12 protein-coding genes are annotated in these 16,953 nt (G+C 67.7%); 5 read left to right on the forward strand and 7 right to left on the reverse strand.

All coding sequences use genetic code 11. The annotated features are described in order from the left end of the window. Positions 1-178: 178 nt before the first annotated feature. Positions 179-2,035, reverse strand: a complete 1,857-nt coding sequence (locus tag QLH51_RS11570) for an ABC-F family ATP-binding cassette domain-containing protein (RefSeq protein WP_125659175.1) — start codon at positions 2,033-2,035, stop codon at positions 179-181. 477 nt (positions 2,036-2,512) lie between these two features. Continuing rightward, entirely contained in the window at positions 2,513-4,252 is a 1,740-nt protein-coding gene (locus QLH51_RS11575; RefSeq protein ID WP_443018830.1) for a class I adenylate-forming enzyme family protein, read from the reverse strand. A 160-nt stretch (positions 4,253-4,412) separates the two neighbouring features. On the opposite strand from QLH51_RS11575, the gene QLH51_RS11580 reads away from it, so the two are divergent. From QLH51_RS11580 to QLH51_RS11595, 4 genes are read left to right on the forward strand one after another with little or no spacing between them, the layout of a single operon-like run. Then, entirely contained in the window at positions 4,413-6,437 is a 2,025-nt protein-coding gene (locus QLH51_RS11580) for a 3-hydroxyacyl-CoA dehydrogenase NAD-binding domain-containing protein (protein WP_125659172.1), read from the forward strand. Then, positions 6,434-7,612 carry an acyl-CoA dehydrogenase family protein gene (locus QLH51_RS11585; protein WP_125659169.1) on the forward strand — a complete coding sequence of 393 codons (1,179 nt, stop codon included), beginning with the start codon at positions 6,434-6,436 and terminating at the stop codon, positions 7,610-7,612. Before QLH51_RS11580 ends, QLH51_RS11585 begins: the two co-directional genes overlap by 4 nt. Before the next feature lie 22 nt (positions 7,613-7,634). Further along, positions 7,635-8,762 (forward strand): acyl-CoA dehydrogenase family protein, encoded by a 1,128-nt coding sequence (locus QLH51_RS11590; protein ID WP_125659165.1) that lies wholly within the window; start codon positions 7,635-7,637, stop codon positions 8,760-8,762. Then, positions 8,762-9,634 (forward strand): acyl-CoA thioesterase, encoded by an 873-nt coding sequence (locus QLH51_RS11595; protein ID WP_125659162.1) that lies wholly within the window; start codon positions 8,762-8,764, stop codon positions 9,632-9,634. Before QLH51_RS11590 ends, QLH51_RS11595 begins: the two co-directional genes overlap by 1 nt. A 162-nt stretch (positions 9,635-9,796) precedes the next feature. Here QLH51_RS11595 and QLH51_RS11600 read toward each other — a convergent pair whose 3' ends face one another. From QLH51_RS11600 to QLH51_RS11615, 4 genes are read right to left on the reverse strand one after another with little or no spacing between them, the layout of a single operon-like run. Then, a complete protein-coding gene (locus tag QLH51_RS11600) occupies positions 9,797-10,876 on the reverse strand; it encodes a catalase family protein (RefSeq protein ID WP_125659159.1) in 1,080 nt (359 codons plus the stop codon). A gap of 59 nt (positions 10,877-10,935) precedes the next feature. Further along, positions 10,936-11,730, reverse strand: a complete 795-nt coding sequence (locus QLH51_RS11605; RefSeq protein ID WP_125659258.1) for an SDR family NAD(P)-dependent oxidoreductase — start codon at positions 11,728-11,730, stop codon at positions 10,936-10,938. Then, positions 11,730-12,743, reverse strand: coding sequence for a phosphotransferase family protein (locus tag QLH51_RS11610; protein WP_125659157.1), 1,014 nt, complete (start codon positions 12,741-12,743; stop codon positions 11,730-11,732). The genes QLH51_RS11605 and QLH51_RS11610 overlap by 1 nt, the downstream gene beginning before the upstream one ends. Beyond that, a complete protein-coding gene (locus QLH51_RS11615) occupies positions 12,733-13,977 on the reverse strand; it encodes an acyl-CoA dehydrogenase family protein (RefSeq protein WP_125659154.1) in 1,245 nt (414 codons plus the stop codon). The genes QLH51_RS11610 and QLH51_RS11615 overlap by 11 nt, the downstream gene beginning before the upstream one ends. Positions 13,978-14,107: 130 nt before the next feature. Between QLH51_RS11615 and QLH51_RS11620 the strand changes: the two genes are divergently transcribed. Further along, complete coding sequence (locus QLH51_RS11620; protein ID WP_125659151.1) at positions 14,108-15,325, forward strand: TetR/AcrR family transcriptional regulator; 1,218 nt, start codon at positions 14,108-14,110, stop codon at positions 15,323-15,325. A gap of 12 nt (positions 15,326-15,337) precedes the next feature. Here QLH51_RS11620 and QLH51_RS11625 read toward each other — a convergent pair whose 3' ends face one another. Then, complete coding sequence (locus tag QLH51_RS11625) at positions 15,338-16,912, reverse strand: long-chain fatty acid--CoA ligase (RefSeq protein ID WP_125659255.1); 1,575 nt, start codon at positions 16,910-16,912, stop codon at positions 15,338-15,340. Positions 16,913-16,953: the final 41 nt, after the last annotated feature.

Raw genomic sequence — 16,953 nt, forward strand, 5'->3', positions numbered from 1 at the left:
AGGCGCGCTCGGCGCTTGAACTGAGCGGGATCGCCGGCACCTTCGACAGCGCACGTCGATAGCTCCAGAACGACCGTCATCCCGGCGCAGGCCGGGATCCATGGACACGAGCTGTCGCGGCTCTTTCGATACGTCATATATCCATGGATCCCGACTTTCGTCGGGATGACGAGGGACCCTAAGCCGCCAAAGCCTCCAACGCCTCGTTCGCCTCCATCCACTTCATCTCCGCCACCTCGATCTCGGTATCGAGGCTCGCACGCCGCTTCATCAGCTGCGCCATCGTCAGCCGCGCCAGCGCCGGGATCGCATTCCCCGCCATCGCCGCGTCCAGCGCATCGCGCTGTTCGGTCAACCGCGCCAGATCGCGCTCGATCGCCTGTGCGCCCTTCTTCAGCACCTGCGCCTTTTCGCGCGCTTCGGCGGCGGCCTTGCGGTCGTCCTTCTTGTTGGCCTTCTTGGCCTTTTCCTTCGCCGAATTGCCGAGGATCAGCGCGATATAGTCATCGATCGTCCCGTCAAATTCCTTCGCGGTGCCTTCATCGACCAGCACCAGCCGGTCGGCGGTCGCCTCCAGCATGTGCCGGTCGTGGCTGACCAGCAGCACGCAGCCGGTATAGGCGTTGAGCGCCTGCACCAGCGCCTCGCGCGCATCGACGTCGAGGTGGTTGGTCGGTTCGTCGAGGATCAGCATGTGCGGCGCATCGCGGGTGATGAGCGCCAGCGCCAGCCGCGCGCGTTCGCCGCCCGACAGCTTGCCGACCAGCGTAATCGCCTTGTCACCCGAAAAACCGAACCGGCCGAGCTGCGCCCGCACCGCGGCGGGCGACGCGCCCTTCATCTGGCGCGTCATATGTTCCAGCGGCGTGTCGTCGGTGCTCAGCTCCTCCACCTGATACTGGGTGAAATAGCCGACCTTCATCTTGCCCGCGGCGTTCATGTCGCCGTCCATCGGCGCCAGTTGCGCCGCCAGCAACCGCGCCAGCGTCGTCTTGCCGTTGCCGTTGCGGCCCAGCAGCGCGATGCGGTCCTCGGGATCGATCCGCAAATTCAGCCGCTTGAGGATCGGCGTGTCGCCGTATCCGACGCTGGCCATGTCCAGCGTGATGAGCGGTGGGCGCAGTTCATCGGGATCGGGAAAGTCGAACGACAGGCTGGGGTCCTCTGCCATCGCCGCGATCGGCTTCATCTTGGCGAGGATCTTCAGACGCGACTGGGCCTGCTTGGCGGTGGAGGCCCGCGCCGAGTTCTTGGCGACATATTCCTGCAGCTTGGCCCGCTGCGCCGCCTGATTGACCCGCGCCGCCTCCAGCTGCGCCAGCCGCTCGGCGCGCTGCTTCTCGAACGCGTCATAGCCGCCCGGATACAGCGTGATCTTGCCCTGATGCAGGTGCAGGATATGGTCGACGACGTTGTTCAGGAAATCGCGTTCGTGGCTGACGACGACGATCGTCGCCTTGTAGCCTTTGAGGAAATCCTCCAGCCACATCACCGCTTCGAGGTCGAGGTGGTTCGACGGTTCGTCGAGCAGCAGCACGTCGGGTTGGCTGAACAGCAGCGCCGCCAGCGCGACCCGCATCCGCCACCCGCCCGAATAGCTCTCCAGCGCCCGGCCCTGCATCTCCTCGTCGAAGCCCAGCCCGACCAGGATCCGCGCCGCCCGCGCCGGCGCGCCGTATGCGTCGATCGCCAGCAGCCGTTCGTGGATATCGCCCAGCCGGTCGGGATCGGTCACCGTCTCGGCATCGTGCATCAGCCGCGCGCGTTCGACATCGGCCTCCAGCACGGTCTCGAACGGGGTCGCCTGTCCGGCGGGTGCTTCCTGCGCGACATAGCCCAGCCGCGATCCGCGCGGCATTTCCGCCGTGCCGTTGTCGGGTTCCAGCTGCCCGGCGATCACGCGGACCAGCGTCGACTTGCCCGCGCCGTTGCGCCCGATCAGCCCGACGCGGCTCCCCGGCGGCAGCGCCGCGCTGGCATTGTCGAGGATCGTCCGCCCGCCCAGGCGCACCGTGATACCGTTCAGATTGAGCATGGGCGGGCGCGTAGCAGTTTTCGCCGCGTTTGCGAAGGGATCGGCTGGGGGCGCGCAATCATCGCTTTCCTACACGTCCGCCCCGCGACAGGATGGTGGCCGACCTTTGCAGGGTCCCGCTCTTTGACACGTCACATCGCACCTAACTCCGTCCGCCACGGGCGTCATCCCGGCGCAGGCCGGAATCGCCCGGTGACGGCACGGGACGGGAGGCGCAGGAGACCCCGGCCTTCGCGAAACCTCTGCAAAGGCCCTCAATCCGTACCCCGGCGAAGGCCGGGGCCCAGTTGGGGGGCATTGGTAAGATACGGAAACGCCTTTCCAACTGGACCCCGGCCTTCGCCGGGGTACGGCGAGGCGTTCGCTCTGTTGGAGACTTTTGCAGAGGTCTCGCGTTCACCGGGTGACGCCAGTTGCAAAGGATTCGCAAACACTGCGCAACAGCGTGCAAGTGTGACTTTCGTGACCTTTGGCCGCTCAGCCCCCCGCGAACATCGCCCGCAGTTCGTCCTTCAATATCTTCCCGTTGGCGTTGCGCGGCAGGACGGTGTCGGAAAACCGCACCTGCACCGGCACCTTGAACCCGGCCAGTCGCGCCCGCACGAAGTCCTGCAACTCGCGCTCGCTCGCCTCGCATCCCGGGCACAGGTGGACGACGGCGGCGGGCACCTCGCCCAGCACCCGGTCGGGCACGCCGACCAGCGCGGCATCGGTGACGGCGGGGTGCGCGTACAGCACGTCCTCGACCTCGATCGAATAGATGTTCTCGCCGCCACGGATGATGATGTCCTTGGCGCGGTCGACGATGGTGCAGAAGCCTTCCCCGTCCAGCCGGGCGAGGTCGCCGGTGCGGACCCAGCCGTCGACGAAGGTCTGCGCGGTGGCTTCCGGATCGTTCCAGTAGCCGCGCACGATCATCGGCCCGCGCGCCCACAGCTCGCCGATCTCGCCCACCGGCAGTTCCGCCGAACCGTCGGGGGCCATGATCTTCAGGTCGGCGACCGGCACCGGCGCGCCGCAGCTGGTCGGTCGCGCCAGATAATCCTCGCCGACATGCTGCGTCACCGTCGCCATCGTCTCGGTCATGCCCCAGCCATTGCCGGGCAGCGCGCCGAACACCTCGAAGATGCGCTTCACCAGGTCGGGCGCGGATGGCGCGCCGCCATATTGCACCACCTCCAGCGACGACAGGTCGTGGCTGGCCCGGTCGGGATGTTCCAGCAGCTGCCACGCGATCGTCGGCACCCCGCCGGTGATCTGCACGCGTTCCCGCTCGATCAGCGCCAGTGCCTCGCCCGCGTCCCATTTGCGCATCAGCACCAACGTCGTTCCGCTGGCCAGCGCCCCCATCAGCGACGCGCTGCACGCCGTCACATGAAAGAACGGGATGACCAGCAACCCGACCTTGGGCTGCGGTTCGGGGGGCATTTCGCCCCGGCGCAGATACGACCGGGCGGAGACGTACGCACTCGACAGGATGTTGGTCGACAGGTTGCGATGCGTGCCCAGCGCGCCCTTGGGCCGGCCGGTCGTGCCGCTGGTATAGAAGATCGTCGCCGGATCGTCGGGGGCGATCGCCACGTCGGGCAGCGCGACCTCGGGCAGCGTCGCATAGCCCGCGCAGTTGCCGATGACCTCCTCCAGCCGACGGGCGATCCCGCCCAGCGGCACCCGCGCCCGCGCGACCAGCACCGCCTCCAGCGCCGGCATCGCCGCATAATCGCCGATCCGGTCGTACCGCTGCCGGTCGACGATCAATACCCGCGCGCCCGAATCGTTGACCCCGTACGCCAGCTCCTGCGGGCTCCACCATGCGTTCAGCGGCACGCACACAGCGCCCAGCGCCACGATCGCGAAGAACGCGACCGGCCATTCGGGCACGTTGCGCATCGCCAGCGCCACCCGGTCGCCCTTGCCGACGCCCATGTCCCGCAGCCCCGCCGCCAGCGTGGCGATGGCGCGATACTGCGCTTCGTAGCTGACCCGCTGGGTTTCGTGGATCGTCGCCAGCCGTTCGCCATGGGTGCGTGACAGGGCGATCAACTGGACGAGGCTGGCCGGCGCGTTCCGCCATACGCGCGTGTCGATCCCGTCGATCGTCGCGTGCGCCATCTCGAACGGTGCACCGGGGGCGGTCAGCGCGGCTTCGACCGCCGCCATCGACATCCGCGGCCAGTCACCCGGCACCGTCATCGTCGCTTCGCCTGCCGCCACCATCCTGCTCCCGCCATTCGATCTGTCGAAGGTCGGGTTTGCCCGGCCTTCGCGCATCTCCTGCCGCGCACTATTGATTATGATCCTGCAAAAGGCAATAGAATGCGTCAGCGACGCACCGGTTTAGAATTACCGGTATGCCAATTTGTGGAGAAGGCCGAGCATGTCCGTGACTATCCATCGCCATGGCGACATCCTGATCGCGATCGCCGACAACCCGCCGGTCAACGCCCTGTCGGCGCCGGTCCGGCTGGAACTGAAGGCCGCGATCGAACAGGCCGCCGGCGACGCGTCGATCCGCGCCGTCGTCATCGCCTGTGCCGGCCGCACCTTCTTCGCCGGGGCCGACATCACCGAATTCGGCAAGCCCCCGGTCGAACCGCTGCTGCCCGAACTGGTCGACATGATCGAGGGGTCGGACAAGCCGGTCGTCGCCGCGATTCATGGCACCGCGCTGGGCGGCGGATGCGAGGTCGCGATCGCCAGCCATTACCGGATCACGGTGCCCAGCGCCAAGCTCGGCACGCCCGAAGTCAAGCTCGGCCTGCTGCCGGGCGCCGGCGGGACGCAGCGCCTGCCGCGCCTTGCCGGTGTCGCCGTCGCGCTGGAACTGGTGGCGAAGGGCGATCCGATCCCGGCGAGCGTGGCGAAGGATGTCGGCATCGTCGACCGGCTGGCCGGCGAGACCAGCCTGCTGGACGACGCGATCGCCTATGCCCGCGAGGTCGCCGACATCCGCCCCCTGCCCCGGGCATCGCAGCGCCCGCTCTCGCCCGATCCGGAAGCGGTCGCCGCGTTCGAACGGGCCAATGCCCGCCGCTTCCGCGGGTTCGAAGCCCCCGCCGCCAACATTGCCTGCGTGGTGAAGGCGACCGGGACGCCCTATGCCGAGGGGGTCGAATTCGAACGGCAGCAATTCATGAAGCTGATGTTCGGCGTACAGTCGGCGGCACAGCGGCACATCTTCTTCGCCGAACGCAAGGCATCGAAGATCGACGGTATCGCCGACGACGTCGCGCAGCGTCCGATCGCACGCGTCGGCATCATCGGCGCGGGTACGATGGGCGGCGGCATCGCCATGAACTTCCTGTCGGCCGGCATCCCCGTGACGATCGTCGAGATGCAGCAGGACGCGCTGGACCGCGGCACCGCCACCATCCGCCGGAACTATGACGCGACCGCCGCCAAGGGGCGGATGACCGCGCAGCAGGTCGACCGGGCGATGGCGCTGCTCACCCCCACGCTGTCGTTGCAGGACCTGTCCGACGCCGATCTGGTAATCGAGGCGGTGTATGAGGAAATGTCGGTCAAGCAGGACATTTTCGGCAAGCTGGACGCGATCTGCAAACCCGGCGCGATCCTCGCGTCGAACACCAGCTATCTCGATATCGACGTCATCGCCGCCGCGACGAAGCGTCCGCAGGACGTGCTCGGCCTGCACTTCTTCTCGCCCGCCAACGTCATGAAACTGCTGGAGATCGTGCGCGGCGCCGCGACCGCCGACGACGTGCTGGCGACGGCGATGGCGCTGTCGAAGAAGATCCGCAAGGTCGCAGTGATCGCCGGCGTGTGCCATGGCTTCATCGGCAACCGGATGCTGGAGCCGCGTCAGGTGGAGGCGATGAAGCTGCTGCTCGAAGGTGCGACGCCCGAACAGGTCGATCGCGTCCATGTCGACTTCGGCATGCCGATGGGCCCGTTCCAGATGGCCGACCTGGCCGGTGTCGATATCGGCTGGCATCGCGACCCGAACCGGATCGAGAGTATCCGCGACGCGCTGGCCGCCGAAGGCCGCTGGGGCCAGAAGAAGCAGGCCGGATTCTACGATTACGACGACAGGCGCACTGCATCGAACAGCCCGCGCGTCGCCGAGATCATCGAGGATTTCCGCAGGAAGACCGGCACCCCGCAGCACGAGATCACCGATCAGGAGATCGTCGAGCGCACGCTCTACCCGATGGTCAACGAAGGGGCGAAGATCCTGGCCGAGGGCAAGGCGCAGCGCGCATCGGACATCGATGTGGTGTGGATCTACGGCTATGGCTGGCCGGTCTATCGCGGCGGACCGATGTTCTGGGCGGATACCGAAGGGTTGAAGAAGATCGTCGAAGGCCTCGACCGCCACGGCTTCGACGTGGCGCCGCTGCTGCGCGAAAAGGCCGAGCAGGGTGGGCGGTTCACGTCATGAGCGATCTTGCCGCATTCCGCGCCGATACCCGCGCATGGCTGGAGCAAAACTGCCCGCCGTCGATGCGCGAACCCGTCCGCTCCGACCGCGACGTCACCTGGGGCGGTCGCAACCCGACCTATGCCGATCCGGACCAGAAGCTATGGCTCGACCGGATAGCGGCGCGCGGCTGGACCGTGCCCGACTGGCCGACCGCCTATGGCGGCGGCGGCCTGTCGCCCGCCGAAGCAAAGATCCTGCGCGAGGAAATGGCGGCGCTGAATGCACGTAATCCGCTCTATTCGTTCGGTATCTCGATGCTCGGCCCCGCGCTGCTGCAATACGGGACCGAGGAGCAGAAGCAGGAACATCTGCCCAAGATCGCCCGCGGCGAAATCCGCTGGTGTCAGGGCTATAGCGAACCCGGCGCCGGTTCCGACCTCGCCGGGCTTCAGACCAGCGCGGTCGACGACGGCGACGACTTCATCGTCAACGGGCAGAAGGTGTGGACCAGCTATGCCGACAAGGCCGACTGGATCTTCTGCCTCGTCCGCACCGACCGCACGACCAAGCAGGGCGGCATCAGCTTCCTGTTGTTCGACATGGCCTCGCCCGGCATCACCACGCGCCCGATCAGGCTGATCTCGGGCAACTCGCCCTTCTGCGAAACCTTCTTCGACGATGTCCGCGTGCCCAAGGCCAATCTGGTCGGAGAGCGGAACAAGGGGTGGGGCGTCGCCAAGTACCTGCTGGGCCATGAGCGCGAGATGATCTCCGGCATGGGCATGGCCGGCAACGGCCCGCTGATCGACCGCGCGGTCGAGACGATCGGGCGCGACGCACAGGGCCGGCTCGCCGACCCGATGCTGCGTGCCGCACTCGCGACGTTCGACGTCCGCGCCCGCGCCTTCACCGCCATGTCCGAACGCTTCCGCGACGAACTGAAGGCCGGGCGCGCGCATCCCGCCCAGCCCAGCATGATGAAATATGTCGGAACCGAACTGAACAAGACGCGCCACGAACTGATGATGGCGGCAGGCGGCAGCGACCTGCTCGAATGGGACAGCGCCGACAGCCAGCGGGGCGCCGCTCCGCGCGCATGGCTCCGGACCAAGGCCAATTCGATCGAGGGCGGCACGTCCGAAATCCAGCTCAACATCGTCGCGCGTCGCATCCTCAACCTGCCGACTCAGTGACCTTTCGTCAGGAATCGATACCATGCCCCTGTTTCTGAACGAAGATCAGACCATGCTCGCCGACACCGCGCGCGAATTCCTCGCCGAAGCGGCACCGGTCGATCACCTGCGCGCATTGCGCGACGCCGACGACGCGACCGGCTTCGATCGTGGCCTGTGGGTGAAGTTCGCCGAGATGGGCTTCACCGGCATGATGGTGCCCGAAGCCGCCGGCGGTCTCGGCCTTGGCCATGTCGAAGCGGGGATCGTGCTGGAGGAGATCGGTCGCAACCTGTCGCCCTCGCCGTTCCTCGCCACCTCGGTCGCCGCCGTCGCCGCGCTGACCGGCACCGGCCCGGGCGAGCGCTGGCTGCCCGAAATCGCTGCCGGCCGGACCATCGCCGCGCTGGCGATCGACGAACGCGGCAAGCATGGCGACGCGGTTGCGCTGCGCGCCGAACGGTCGGGCAACGGCTTCCGCCTGTCGGGCACCAAGCAGTTCGTGGCGCACGGCCATATCGCCGACCTGATCCTCGTCGTCGCGCGCACCGCCGGCGACGCGGACGATGCCGACGGCCTGACGCTGTTCGCGCTGCCCGCCGGTACGCCCGGCCTGACTGCCGATCCGCGGCGGCTGGTCGACAGCAGCATCGCCGCGCGGCTGACGCTCGACGGGGTCGAGGTGGACGGCGATGCCGTCGTCGGCGACGTCGACGGTGGTCGTACCGCGCTCGCCCGCCTGCTTGCCGCCGCCCGCACCGGCGCGGCGGCGGAATCGCTCGGCGTCGGCGACGGCGCGATGACCCGCACGCTCGATTACCTGCGCCAGCGCAAGCAGTTCGGCCAGACGATCGGTAGCTTCCAGGCGCTGCAACACCGCGCCGCCCACCTGTATTCGGAGATGGAGGTCGCCCGCGCCGCGGTGCTTAAGGCACAGCAATTGCTCGACGACGCCTCGCCCGACGCCGATATCGCGGTGTCGGTGGCAAAGGCGATGGCGGGGATGGCGATGACGCTGTCGGTGCAGGAATCGGTGCAGATGCATGGCGGGATCGGCATGACCGATGCGGCCGATATCGGTTTCTTCATGAAGCGCGCCCGCGTCCTGACCGAGATGTTCGGCGACATCGCCTATCACAGCGACCGCGTCGCCCGCGCCGGAGGCTATTGATGGGGCCCACCCCCGCCGACCTGATCGCCGGCCTGATCCGCCTGCTGGATATCGAGGAGATCGACACCGACCTGTATCGCGGCCCCCGCAACCCCGGCGGCGTCGGTCGCGTGTTCGGCGGGCAGGTGATCGCGCAGGCGTTGCAGGCGGCGCAGCGCTCGATCGGCGGCGAGAAGATCGCCCATTCGCTCCACGCCTATTTCCTGCGGCCGGGCGATGAGCAGCATCCGATCGTCTACCGCGTCGTCCGCGACTTTGCCGGGCGCAGCTTCGCCAATGCGCGGGTGATCGCGATGCAGCAGGGAAAGGCGATCCTGAATATGGCGGCATCGTTCCAGCTGCCGGAGAACGGCCTCGGCCATCAGGATGCCATGCCCGACGTGCCGCCACCCGAATCGCTGCCGTCGGACACCGAGTTGCGCCAATCGATGCAGGACCGCATTCCCGAGAAATATCGCCACCTGTTCCTGCGCGCCCGCCCGATCGAAATCCGCCCGGTCGAGGCCGAGCACTGGACCGACCCGACCCCGCGCGCGCCGCTGCAACATGGCTGGTTCCGCGCGGTCGCGCCGATCGGCGACGACATGACGCTGCACCGCGCGATGCTGGCCTACGCCAGCGACATGATGCTGCTGGGCACCTGCATGCTGCCGCACGGCATCCACTGGATGATGGACCGGGTGCAGACCGCCAGCGTCGACCATGCGCTGTGGCTGCACGAACCGTTCCGGGCCGACGACTGGCTGCTCTACCAGACCGACAGCCCGTGGGCCGGCCACGCCCGCGGCTTCAACCGCGGCCGCTTCTTCGGCCGCGACGGCCGGCTGGTGGCGAGCGTGGCGCAAGAGGGGCTGGTGCGGGTTCGGGAATAGCGGCGCCTTCGTTACACGATCAAATACCGTTCATCCTGAGTAGCCACTGAGCTTGTCGAAGGGGCGTATCGAAGGACCGCTTATGAAGTGCTTCGATACGGGTCTTCGACTTCGCTCAGCCCCTACTCAGCACAAACGGCAGTGCGCGAAGCCGGAAAACCCTCAAACCGGCTCGTGCAATGGACACCCGTTGAACCGCCGCCGATAGTCCGCCGAATGGTCGTACACCGGCTTGCGCACCCGGTTGACGCCGCCCAGTGGCTGGTGCGCGGCAAGACCGGTCCACACGCTGAACCGCAGATTCTCGTCGACCGCGGCCGCCTTGTCCGCCGACCAGCTGTCCTGTGGCGCGGTGCGGATCGTCGCGACCGTGACATAGGGGCTGACCGCTTCGGGCCACTCGGTCGCCGCATCCTCGATCGGCTGCGCATCGCTGTCGCGTAACAGCTGCACGCGCACCTCCCATTCGCCGCGTACCGTGGCGGCCGAGCGTTGCATGTCCTCGCGGATCGCATCCGGGCGGCCGCTGGTATCGATGACGCTGCCGGTCAGCGCGGTGAGGTCCGGCGAAACCGGCACCACCTGATATTTCGCGACGAACGCCCCGTGGCGGAACGGCGTGGCGGAAAAATAGGTTTCGCCCAGCGGGTGGACGTTCTTCGATCCGCCCATGGTCTTGAGCAGCGTGCTCTCGGTCCCGACCGCCTCCAGCGCGGCCTCGGCGCTGCGCAGGACATAGGACAGCGCCTTCTTCGCCCATTCCGCCTTGTCGGTCGTCCTTGCGAGCAGCTTGAGGTTGCCGGCGAACTTCTCGGGCGTCGGCGCGGCGAAGACCGGCGCGTTGACCATCACGAAGTCCTGTGTCCGCCCTTCCGCACCGGGCAGGCGGTCGCCATCGACCTCCAGCACCTTCCAAGCAAGACCGCGCGGCAGGCCGATCGCGTCGTCGAGGATGTCGCCGGGATTGGTCGAGAACCGCATGACCACCGGATAGATGCCCGGTGCCGCGAACAGCCCCTGCGCATATTCGGGCGGCAGGTCGTCGCGGATGCTCAGTTCGCCGTGCAGGATGCCGTGGCTCTTCGCATGGACCGCACGGACCGCCTTGCCATAATCCTTCGACGTCGTCTCGAGGATCGTGTCGAACGATTCCTTCATCTGTGCGACGGTCTCGCCCTCGGTCGGCTGCGGCTGTTCCAGCGCGCTCGAATAGCGGATCGGCGGTTTCAGCGGGGCGGTCATCGGGAAACTCCTTCGTCGTTCCAACGACAAAGGTCGCGACCGTCATTCGTTCCGCTGCGTCAGACGGCGGTACGCCCATAGTCCTGCCGCGTCACCGGATGGCTCGACGACAGCCCGCCATCGACCGCCCATGCCTGTCCGTTGACATAGCTCGCCTCCGCCGACGCGAGGAACAGCACGACCGCCGCTACCTCTTCGGCCTCGCCTCCGCGACGCAGCGGGTTCAGCCGTCCGATCCGCGCTTCCTTGCCGTGCTCGCGGGCATGGTCGTACACCATCGCGGTCATGCCGGTCTCGATCAGTCCGGGGCATACCGCGTTGACCCGAACGCCCGATCCCGACAATTGCTGCGCGGCGGTCCGGACGAGGTTGATGACCCCCGCCTTCGACGCCGAATAGGCCGCCCCGCCTGCCCCCGATCGCAGGCCGGCGACGCTGGCGGTACACACGATCGCGCCGCCCCCCGCCGCCGCCATGATCGGCGCGGCGTGGCGGATGGCGAGGAACGGGCCGATCAGGTTGACGCGCAGCACCTCCGCCCAATCCTCCGCCGTCGTGTCGAACAACCCGGCGATCCCGCCCGATATGCCGGCATTGGCATGGACGACATCGATCCCGCCGAACCGCTCACCCGCCAGCGCGACCGTACGCGCCACGTCGCCGTCGGTGCCGGCATCCATCGTACAGGCCACCGCCCGACCACCCGCCGCCTCGATCGCCGCGACAGTCGCCTCCGCACCGGACAGGTCGGCGCACACCACCCCCGCCCCTTCGCCGGCAAAGGCCATCGCGCTCGCCCGACCGATGCCCGATCCCGCCCCGGTGACCAGCACCGACCTGCCCGCAAACCGCATCACGCCCCTGCCTTCTTCGCGAAGTCCCACGCCATCGCCGCCAGCATCGGCACCCGCTCGGCCATCGCCGCCGCCTGCGCGCTGGCGGCGTTGCCGTCGCGCACCCGCTGCTTGATGCCCTGTACGATCCCGGTCAGGCGAAACAGGTTATAGGCGAAATACCACTCGAGCTGCGGCACGTCGCGCCGCCCGGTGGCGGTGCAATAGCGTGCCATGACCTCCTCGATCGTCGGGAGGCCGCTTGCCGCGCCGGCCAGCCCCTTGATCCCCGACCGCCCATCGGGTTCGGTGCCCCAGTTCATCAGCAGATAGGTGAAGTCGGCCAGCGGATCGCCCAGTGTCGACAGTTCCCAGTCGAGCACCGCCGCCACCCGCGGGCCGTCCTCGGCAAAGATCAGGTTGTCGATGCGGTAATCGCCATGGACGATCGCCACCCGGTCCTGTGGCGGCACGGTGCGCGGCAGCCACTCGATCAGCCGCTCGACTTGCGGAAGGTCGTCGGTCTGGCTCGCGCGATACTGCCGGGTCCAGCGCGCCACCTGCCGCTCGAAATAATTGCCCGGCTTGCCATAGTCGCCCAGCCCTACCGCGACCGGATCGATCGCGTGCAGCGCTGCCAGCGCGTCGATCATCGCCTCGTAATGCGCACGCCGTTCGTCGGGTGTCGCGTTCGGCATCGACCCGTCCCAGATCGTCCGCCCCGCCACCCGCTCCATCAGGTAGAAGGGCGCGCCGATCACCTTTGCATCCTCGCACAGCGCGACGGGACGCGGCACCGGATAGCCGGTCGGATGCAGCGCCGCGATCAGCGCATATTCGCGCTCGATTGCATGGGCGCTGGGCAGCAGCGGCCCGAACGGCTTGCGCCGCAGCACGAACGATCCTTGCGCACCGTCGACCCGGTAGGTCGGATTGCTCTGCCCACCCGGATAGCGCGTCAACTCGACCGGCCCGTCGCCGATGGTCGTCGCCAGCCACGGCGTCAGCCGCGCGAGGTCGAGGTCAGCGGTCATGTGACACCCGTGCGAACTCGGCGCGGGCGATCGCGCGGTTGTGCACCTCGTCCGGTCCGTCGGCGAAGCGCAGCGTGCGCACCGCCGCCCACGCGGCGGCCAGCGGAAAATCCTCCGACACCCCGCCACCGCCATGCGCCTGGATCGCATCGTCGAGAATTTGCAGCGCCATCGTCGGCGCCTGCACCTTGATCATCGCGATCTCGCCCTGCGCCGCCTTGTTGCCGGCGCGGTCCATCATATCCGCGGCCTTCAGGCACAGCAGCCGCGTCATCTCGATATCGATCCGGGCCCGCGCCACCCGCTGTTCCCAGATCGAATGGTCGGCGATCCGCTTGCCGAACGCGATGCGCGATTGCAGCCTTTTGGCCATCGCCTCCAGCGCCATTTCCGCAACGCCGATCGTGCGCATGCAGTGATGGATACGCCCCGGCCCCAGCCGCCCCTGCGCGATCTCGAACCCCCGGCCCTCCCCCAGCAACAGGTTGGCGGCGGGCACCCGGACCTGCTCCAGCACCACCTCGCCATGGCCGTGCGGGGCGTGGTCATAGCCATAGACCGGCAGCATCCGCTCGATCCGCACCCCCGGCGTGTCCATCGGCACCAGGATCATGCTCTGCTGGCGGTGGCGCGGTGCTTCGGGATCGGTCTTGCCCATCACGATCGCGACCCCGCAGCGCGGGTCGCCGGTGCCCGACGACCACCATTTGCGGCCGTCGATCACATAGTCGTCATCGTCGCTCACGATCCGCGTCTCGATATTCGTGGCATCCGACGACGCCACCGCCGGCTCGGTCATCAGGAAGGCGGAACGGATCTGCCCGTCCATCAGCGGTCGCAGCCAAGTTTCCTTCTGTTTGCGCGTGCCATAGCGATGCAGCACTTCCATGTTGCCGGTGTCCGGCGCCGAGCAGTTGAACACCTCGCTCGCCCAATGCCAGCGTCCCATTTCCTCGGCGCACAGCGCATATTCGACGTTGGAAAGCTGCGTTCCCTCGAACGCGAAGCTCTCATCGACCATTGGCGCGCCCGAATGCGGCGGCATGAACAGGTTCCACAGCCCCGCCGCCCGCGCCTGTTCCTTCAGTGGTTCGAGCATCGCCAGCGGGGCCCAGCGGTCGCCGGTCGCGACTTCGTGGTGATAGGCGGCATCGGCCGTCGCGACATGGCTGGCGAGGAACGCCCGCACCCGGTCGCGATATTCGGTCTCGCGCGCACTGAACCGAAAGTCCAACATCCGTCTCCCGCTGCAACTGATCTATTCGGTCTATGCCATACCGCATATTCGGTAAAGTGTAGATGACGCTGCGGACGGGAAGCAAAATTGCACTTGGGCTCCACACCCGATCTGCTAGGGTCGGGCGATGACGACGACCGACGGGGCCACCAAACGCTACCGCGCCAAGCGCGACGCCATCCTTGCCGCGGCGGCGGAGGCGATCAACGAAGCCAGTGCCAAGGGCATGACCTTCGCCGATGTCGCGCGTCGCGTCGGGCTGAACACCACCAGTGTCACCTATTATTTCAAGCGCAAGGAAGACCTTGCCGCCGCCGCGTTCGATCATACGCTCGCATGGCTTCAGGCGACGCTCGACGCATCGCTGGCAGAACCGACGCCCGAGGCACGCGTCGCGAAGTTCCTGCGCATCCATTTCGATCGCCAGCGCCAGATCGAGGCAGGCGAGGAACGCCCGATCGCGATGCTGTCCGACCTGCGCGCGATGGAGGACCCGTTCAAGACCCGCCTCCTCGCCGGCTGGCGCGAGGTGTTCCGCAAGACGCGGACGATATGGGGCGAACCCCGTGACCGGGTCGCCAAGGATATCCACGGCGCGCGTGCGCACACGCTGCTCGAAAACTGCTTCTGGCTGACCGTATGGCTCGACCGCTACGAACCCGATCAATATGACCGGGTCGAGGCACGGCTGATGGACGTGTTCACGCACGGCCTCGCCGGCCCCGGCCAGCATTGGCGCCCGCAGCCGCTGCTGCTAGAACAGGCGGACGCGGAACCGGCGCGCGACGCGTTCCTGCGCGCCGCCACCCGCCTCATCAACGAACTCGGCTATCGCGGGGCATCGGTCCAGCGGATCGCATCCGAACTGAACGTGACCAAGGGATCGTTCTACCACCACCTCGACGCGAAGGACGACTTGGTCGCCGCCTGCTACCAGCGCAGCTTCGACACCATTTCCGCCGCACAGCGCGCCGCCGACCGTGACGGCGGCAGCCACTGGCAACGCCTGTCGAGCACGCTCGCCACGCTGGTCGATGCGCAGTTCACCGAACAGGGGCCGCTGCTGCGCACCACCGCGCTTGCGGGCCTCCCCGGCGGGGTGCGGCAGGCGATGGTCGACCGCTCCAACCGCATCGCCCGCCGCTTCGCCGGCACGATCAGCGACGGCATCGCCGAGGGATCGGTCCGCGCCGTCGATCCGCTGATCGCGGCACAGGCGCTGATGGCGCTCCAGAACGCGGCGTTCGACATGCGCAACTGGGCCGCGACGATGCCGCGCAAGCGGGCGGTCGGATTCTATGCGTCGACGGTGATGACGGGGCTGTTCACCGATCCGGCGGGATAGGAACCGTCGCCCCTATTCCAGCACGCCGCGATATGCTTCCCGCAACGCCGCCTTCCTGAGCTTGCCCGTCGCGCTGTGCGGCAACGCGTCGACGAAGATCACGCGATCGGGCAACCACCATTTCGCGACCTTCGTGGCCAGATGCGCCAGCACCGCAGCCGCATCGACATCCGCGTCCGGTCGCTTCACCACCAGCAGCACGGGGCGTTCGTCCCAGCGGGGATGCGGCACGCCGATCGCCGCCGCCTCGGCCACGCCGGCACAGCCGACCGCCGCATTCTCCAGATCGACCGAGCTGATCCATTCGCCGCCCGATTTGATCACGTCCTTCGCGCGGTCGGTGATCTGCATCGTGCCGTCGGGATGGAGCATCGCCACGTCGCCGGTGTCGAACCAGCCATCCGCCGTCAGCGCGTCGCCGCTTTCGTCGCGGAAATAGCGCTTCAACACCCATGGCCCGCGCACCTGCAACCGGCCAGAGGTCTCGCCGTCGCGCGGCAGGATCGCGCCATCGTCATCGACGGTGCGCAGTTCGACGCCGAACGGCACCCTGCCCTGCCGGCAGACCTGATCGACCTGCTGCTCGAAGCCGAGATCGTCCCAGTCCGGTCCCGGCGCGCCCATCGTCCCGATCGGTGAGGTTTCGGTCATGCCCCAGGCATGGTTGACCCGCACGCCCATCCGCATGATCCGTTCGATCATCGCGCGCGGCGCCGCCGATCCGCCGATCGTCACGACCTTCAGATGCTCCGGACTGCGGCCGGTCGCGTCCATATACTGGAACATCGCGAACCACACCGTCGGCACGCCCGCCGAATGCGTCACCCGTTCGCGGTTCATCAAGTCGCACAGCACCGCCGGATCGTTGACCGCCGAGAACACGACCTTCGCCCCCACCGCGGGCGCGGCGAACGGCAGGCCCCAGCCGACCGCATGGAACATCGGCACCACCGGCAGGCACACCGCACGCTGCGACAGGTCGAACTCGTCGGGTTGCAGTTCGGCGATCGCATGCAGCACGTTCGAGCGGTGCGAATAGACGACGCCCTTGGGATCGCCGGTCGTGCCGCTGGTGTAGCAGATCATGCAATGGTCGCGCTCGTCGCCCTCGACCCACGCATAGTCGCCATCCTCGGCATCGAGCAGGGCGCGCAGCGTCCCCGGCCCGTCGCCGTCCATCACCACGAAATGCTCGATCCCGCCCAGCCGCGGCGTCATCCGTTCGACGATCGGGGCGAACACCGCATCGTACAGCAGCACGCGGTCGCCGGCATGGTCGGCGATATAGGCCAGCTGGTCGTCGAACAGCCGCGGGTTGATGGTATGGATCACCCCGCCCATCCCGATCACGCCATACCATGCGACCAGATGATGGGCGTGGTTCATCGCCATCGTCGCGACACGGTCACCCGGCCGGATGCCCAGCCGTTCCAGCGCCTGCGCCAGCCGCCGTGCGTCGCGGGCGATGCCGGCCCAGTTCGTCCGCGTCTCGCTGCCATCGGCCCAGCGGGTGACGATCTCCCGGCTGCCATGCTCACGTTCGGCATGATCGAGCAACCGCGGTACTCGAAGTTCGAAATCCTGCATACCGCCCAGCACACGCGCTCTCCTTCGCGAACGGGGCCCAG

Origin of the sequence: Sphingomonas sp. 2R-10 (assembly GCF_030062225.1) — a bacterium.
GTDB lineage: Bacteria > Pseudomonadota > Alphaproteobacteria > Sphingomonadales > Sphingomonadaceae > Sphingomonas.

Bases quoted from the DNA above. Each gene is read 5' to 3' on its own strand.
- QLH51_RS11570 (WP_125659175.1), bottom strand. From the start codon at position 2,035: ATGCTCAATCTGAACGGTATCACGGTGCGCCTGGGCGGGCGGACGATC.
- QLH51_RS11575 (WP_443018830.1), bottom strand. From the start codon at position 4,252: ATGGTGGCGGCAGGCGAAGCGACGATGACGGTGCCGGGTGACTGGCCG.
- QLH51_RS11580 (WP_125659172.1), top strand. From the start codon at position 4,413: ATGTCCGTGACTATCCATCGCCATGGCGACATCCTGATCGCGATCGCC.
- QLH51_RS11585 (WP_125659169.1), top strand. From the start codon at position 6,434: ATGAGCGATCTTGCCGCATTCCGCGCCGATACCCGCGCATGGCTGGAG.
- QLH51_RS11590 (WP_125659165.1), top strand. From the start codon at position 7,635: ATGCCCCTGTTTCTGAACGAAGATCAGACCATGCTCGCCGACACCGCG.
- QLH51_RS11595 (WP_125659162.1), top strand. From the start codon at position 8,762: ATGGGGCCCACCCCCGCCGACCTGATCGCCGGCCTGATCCGCCTGCTG.
- QLH51_RS11600 (WP_125659159.1), bottom strand. From the start codon at position 10,876: ATGACCGCCCCGCTGAAACCGCCGATCCGCTATTCGAGCGCGCTGGAA.
- QLH51_RS11605 (WP_125659258.1), bottom strand. From the start codon at position 11,730: ATGCGGTTTGCGGGCAGGTCGGTGCTGGTCACCGGGGCGGGATCGGGC.
- QLH51_RS11610 (WP_125659157.1), bottom strand. From the start codon at position 12,743: ATGACCGCTGACCTCGACCTCGCGCGGCTGACGCCGTGGCTGGCGACG.
- QLH51_RS11620 (WP_125659151.1), top strand. From the start codon at position 14,108: ATGACGACGACCGACGGGGCCACCAAACGCTACCGCGCCAAGCGCGAC.
- QLH51_RS11625 (WP_125659255.1), bottom strand. From the start codon at position 16,912: ATGCAGGATTTCGAACTTCGAGTACCGCGGTTGCTCGATCATGCCGAA.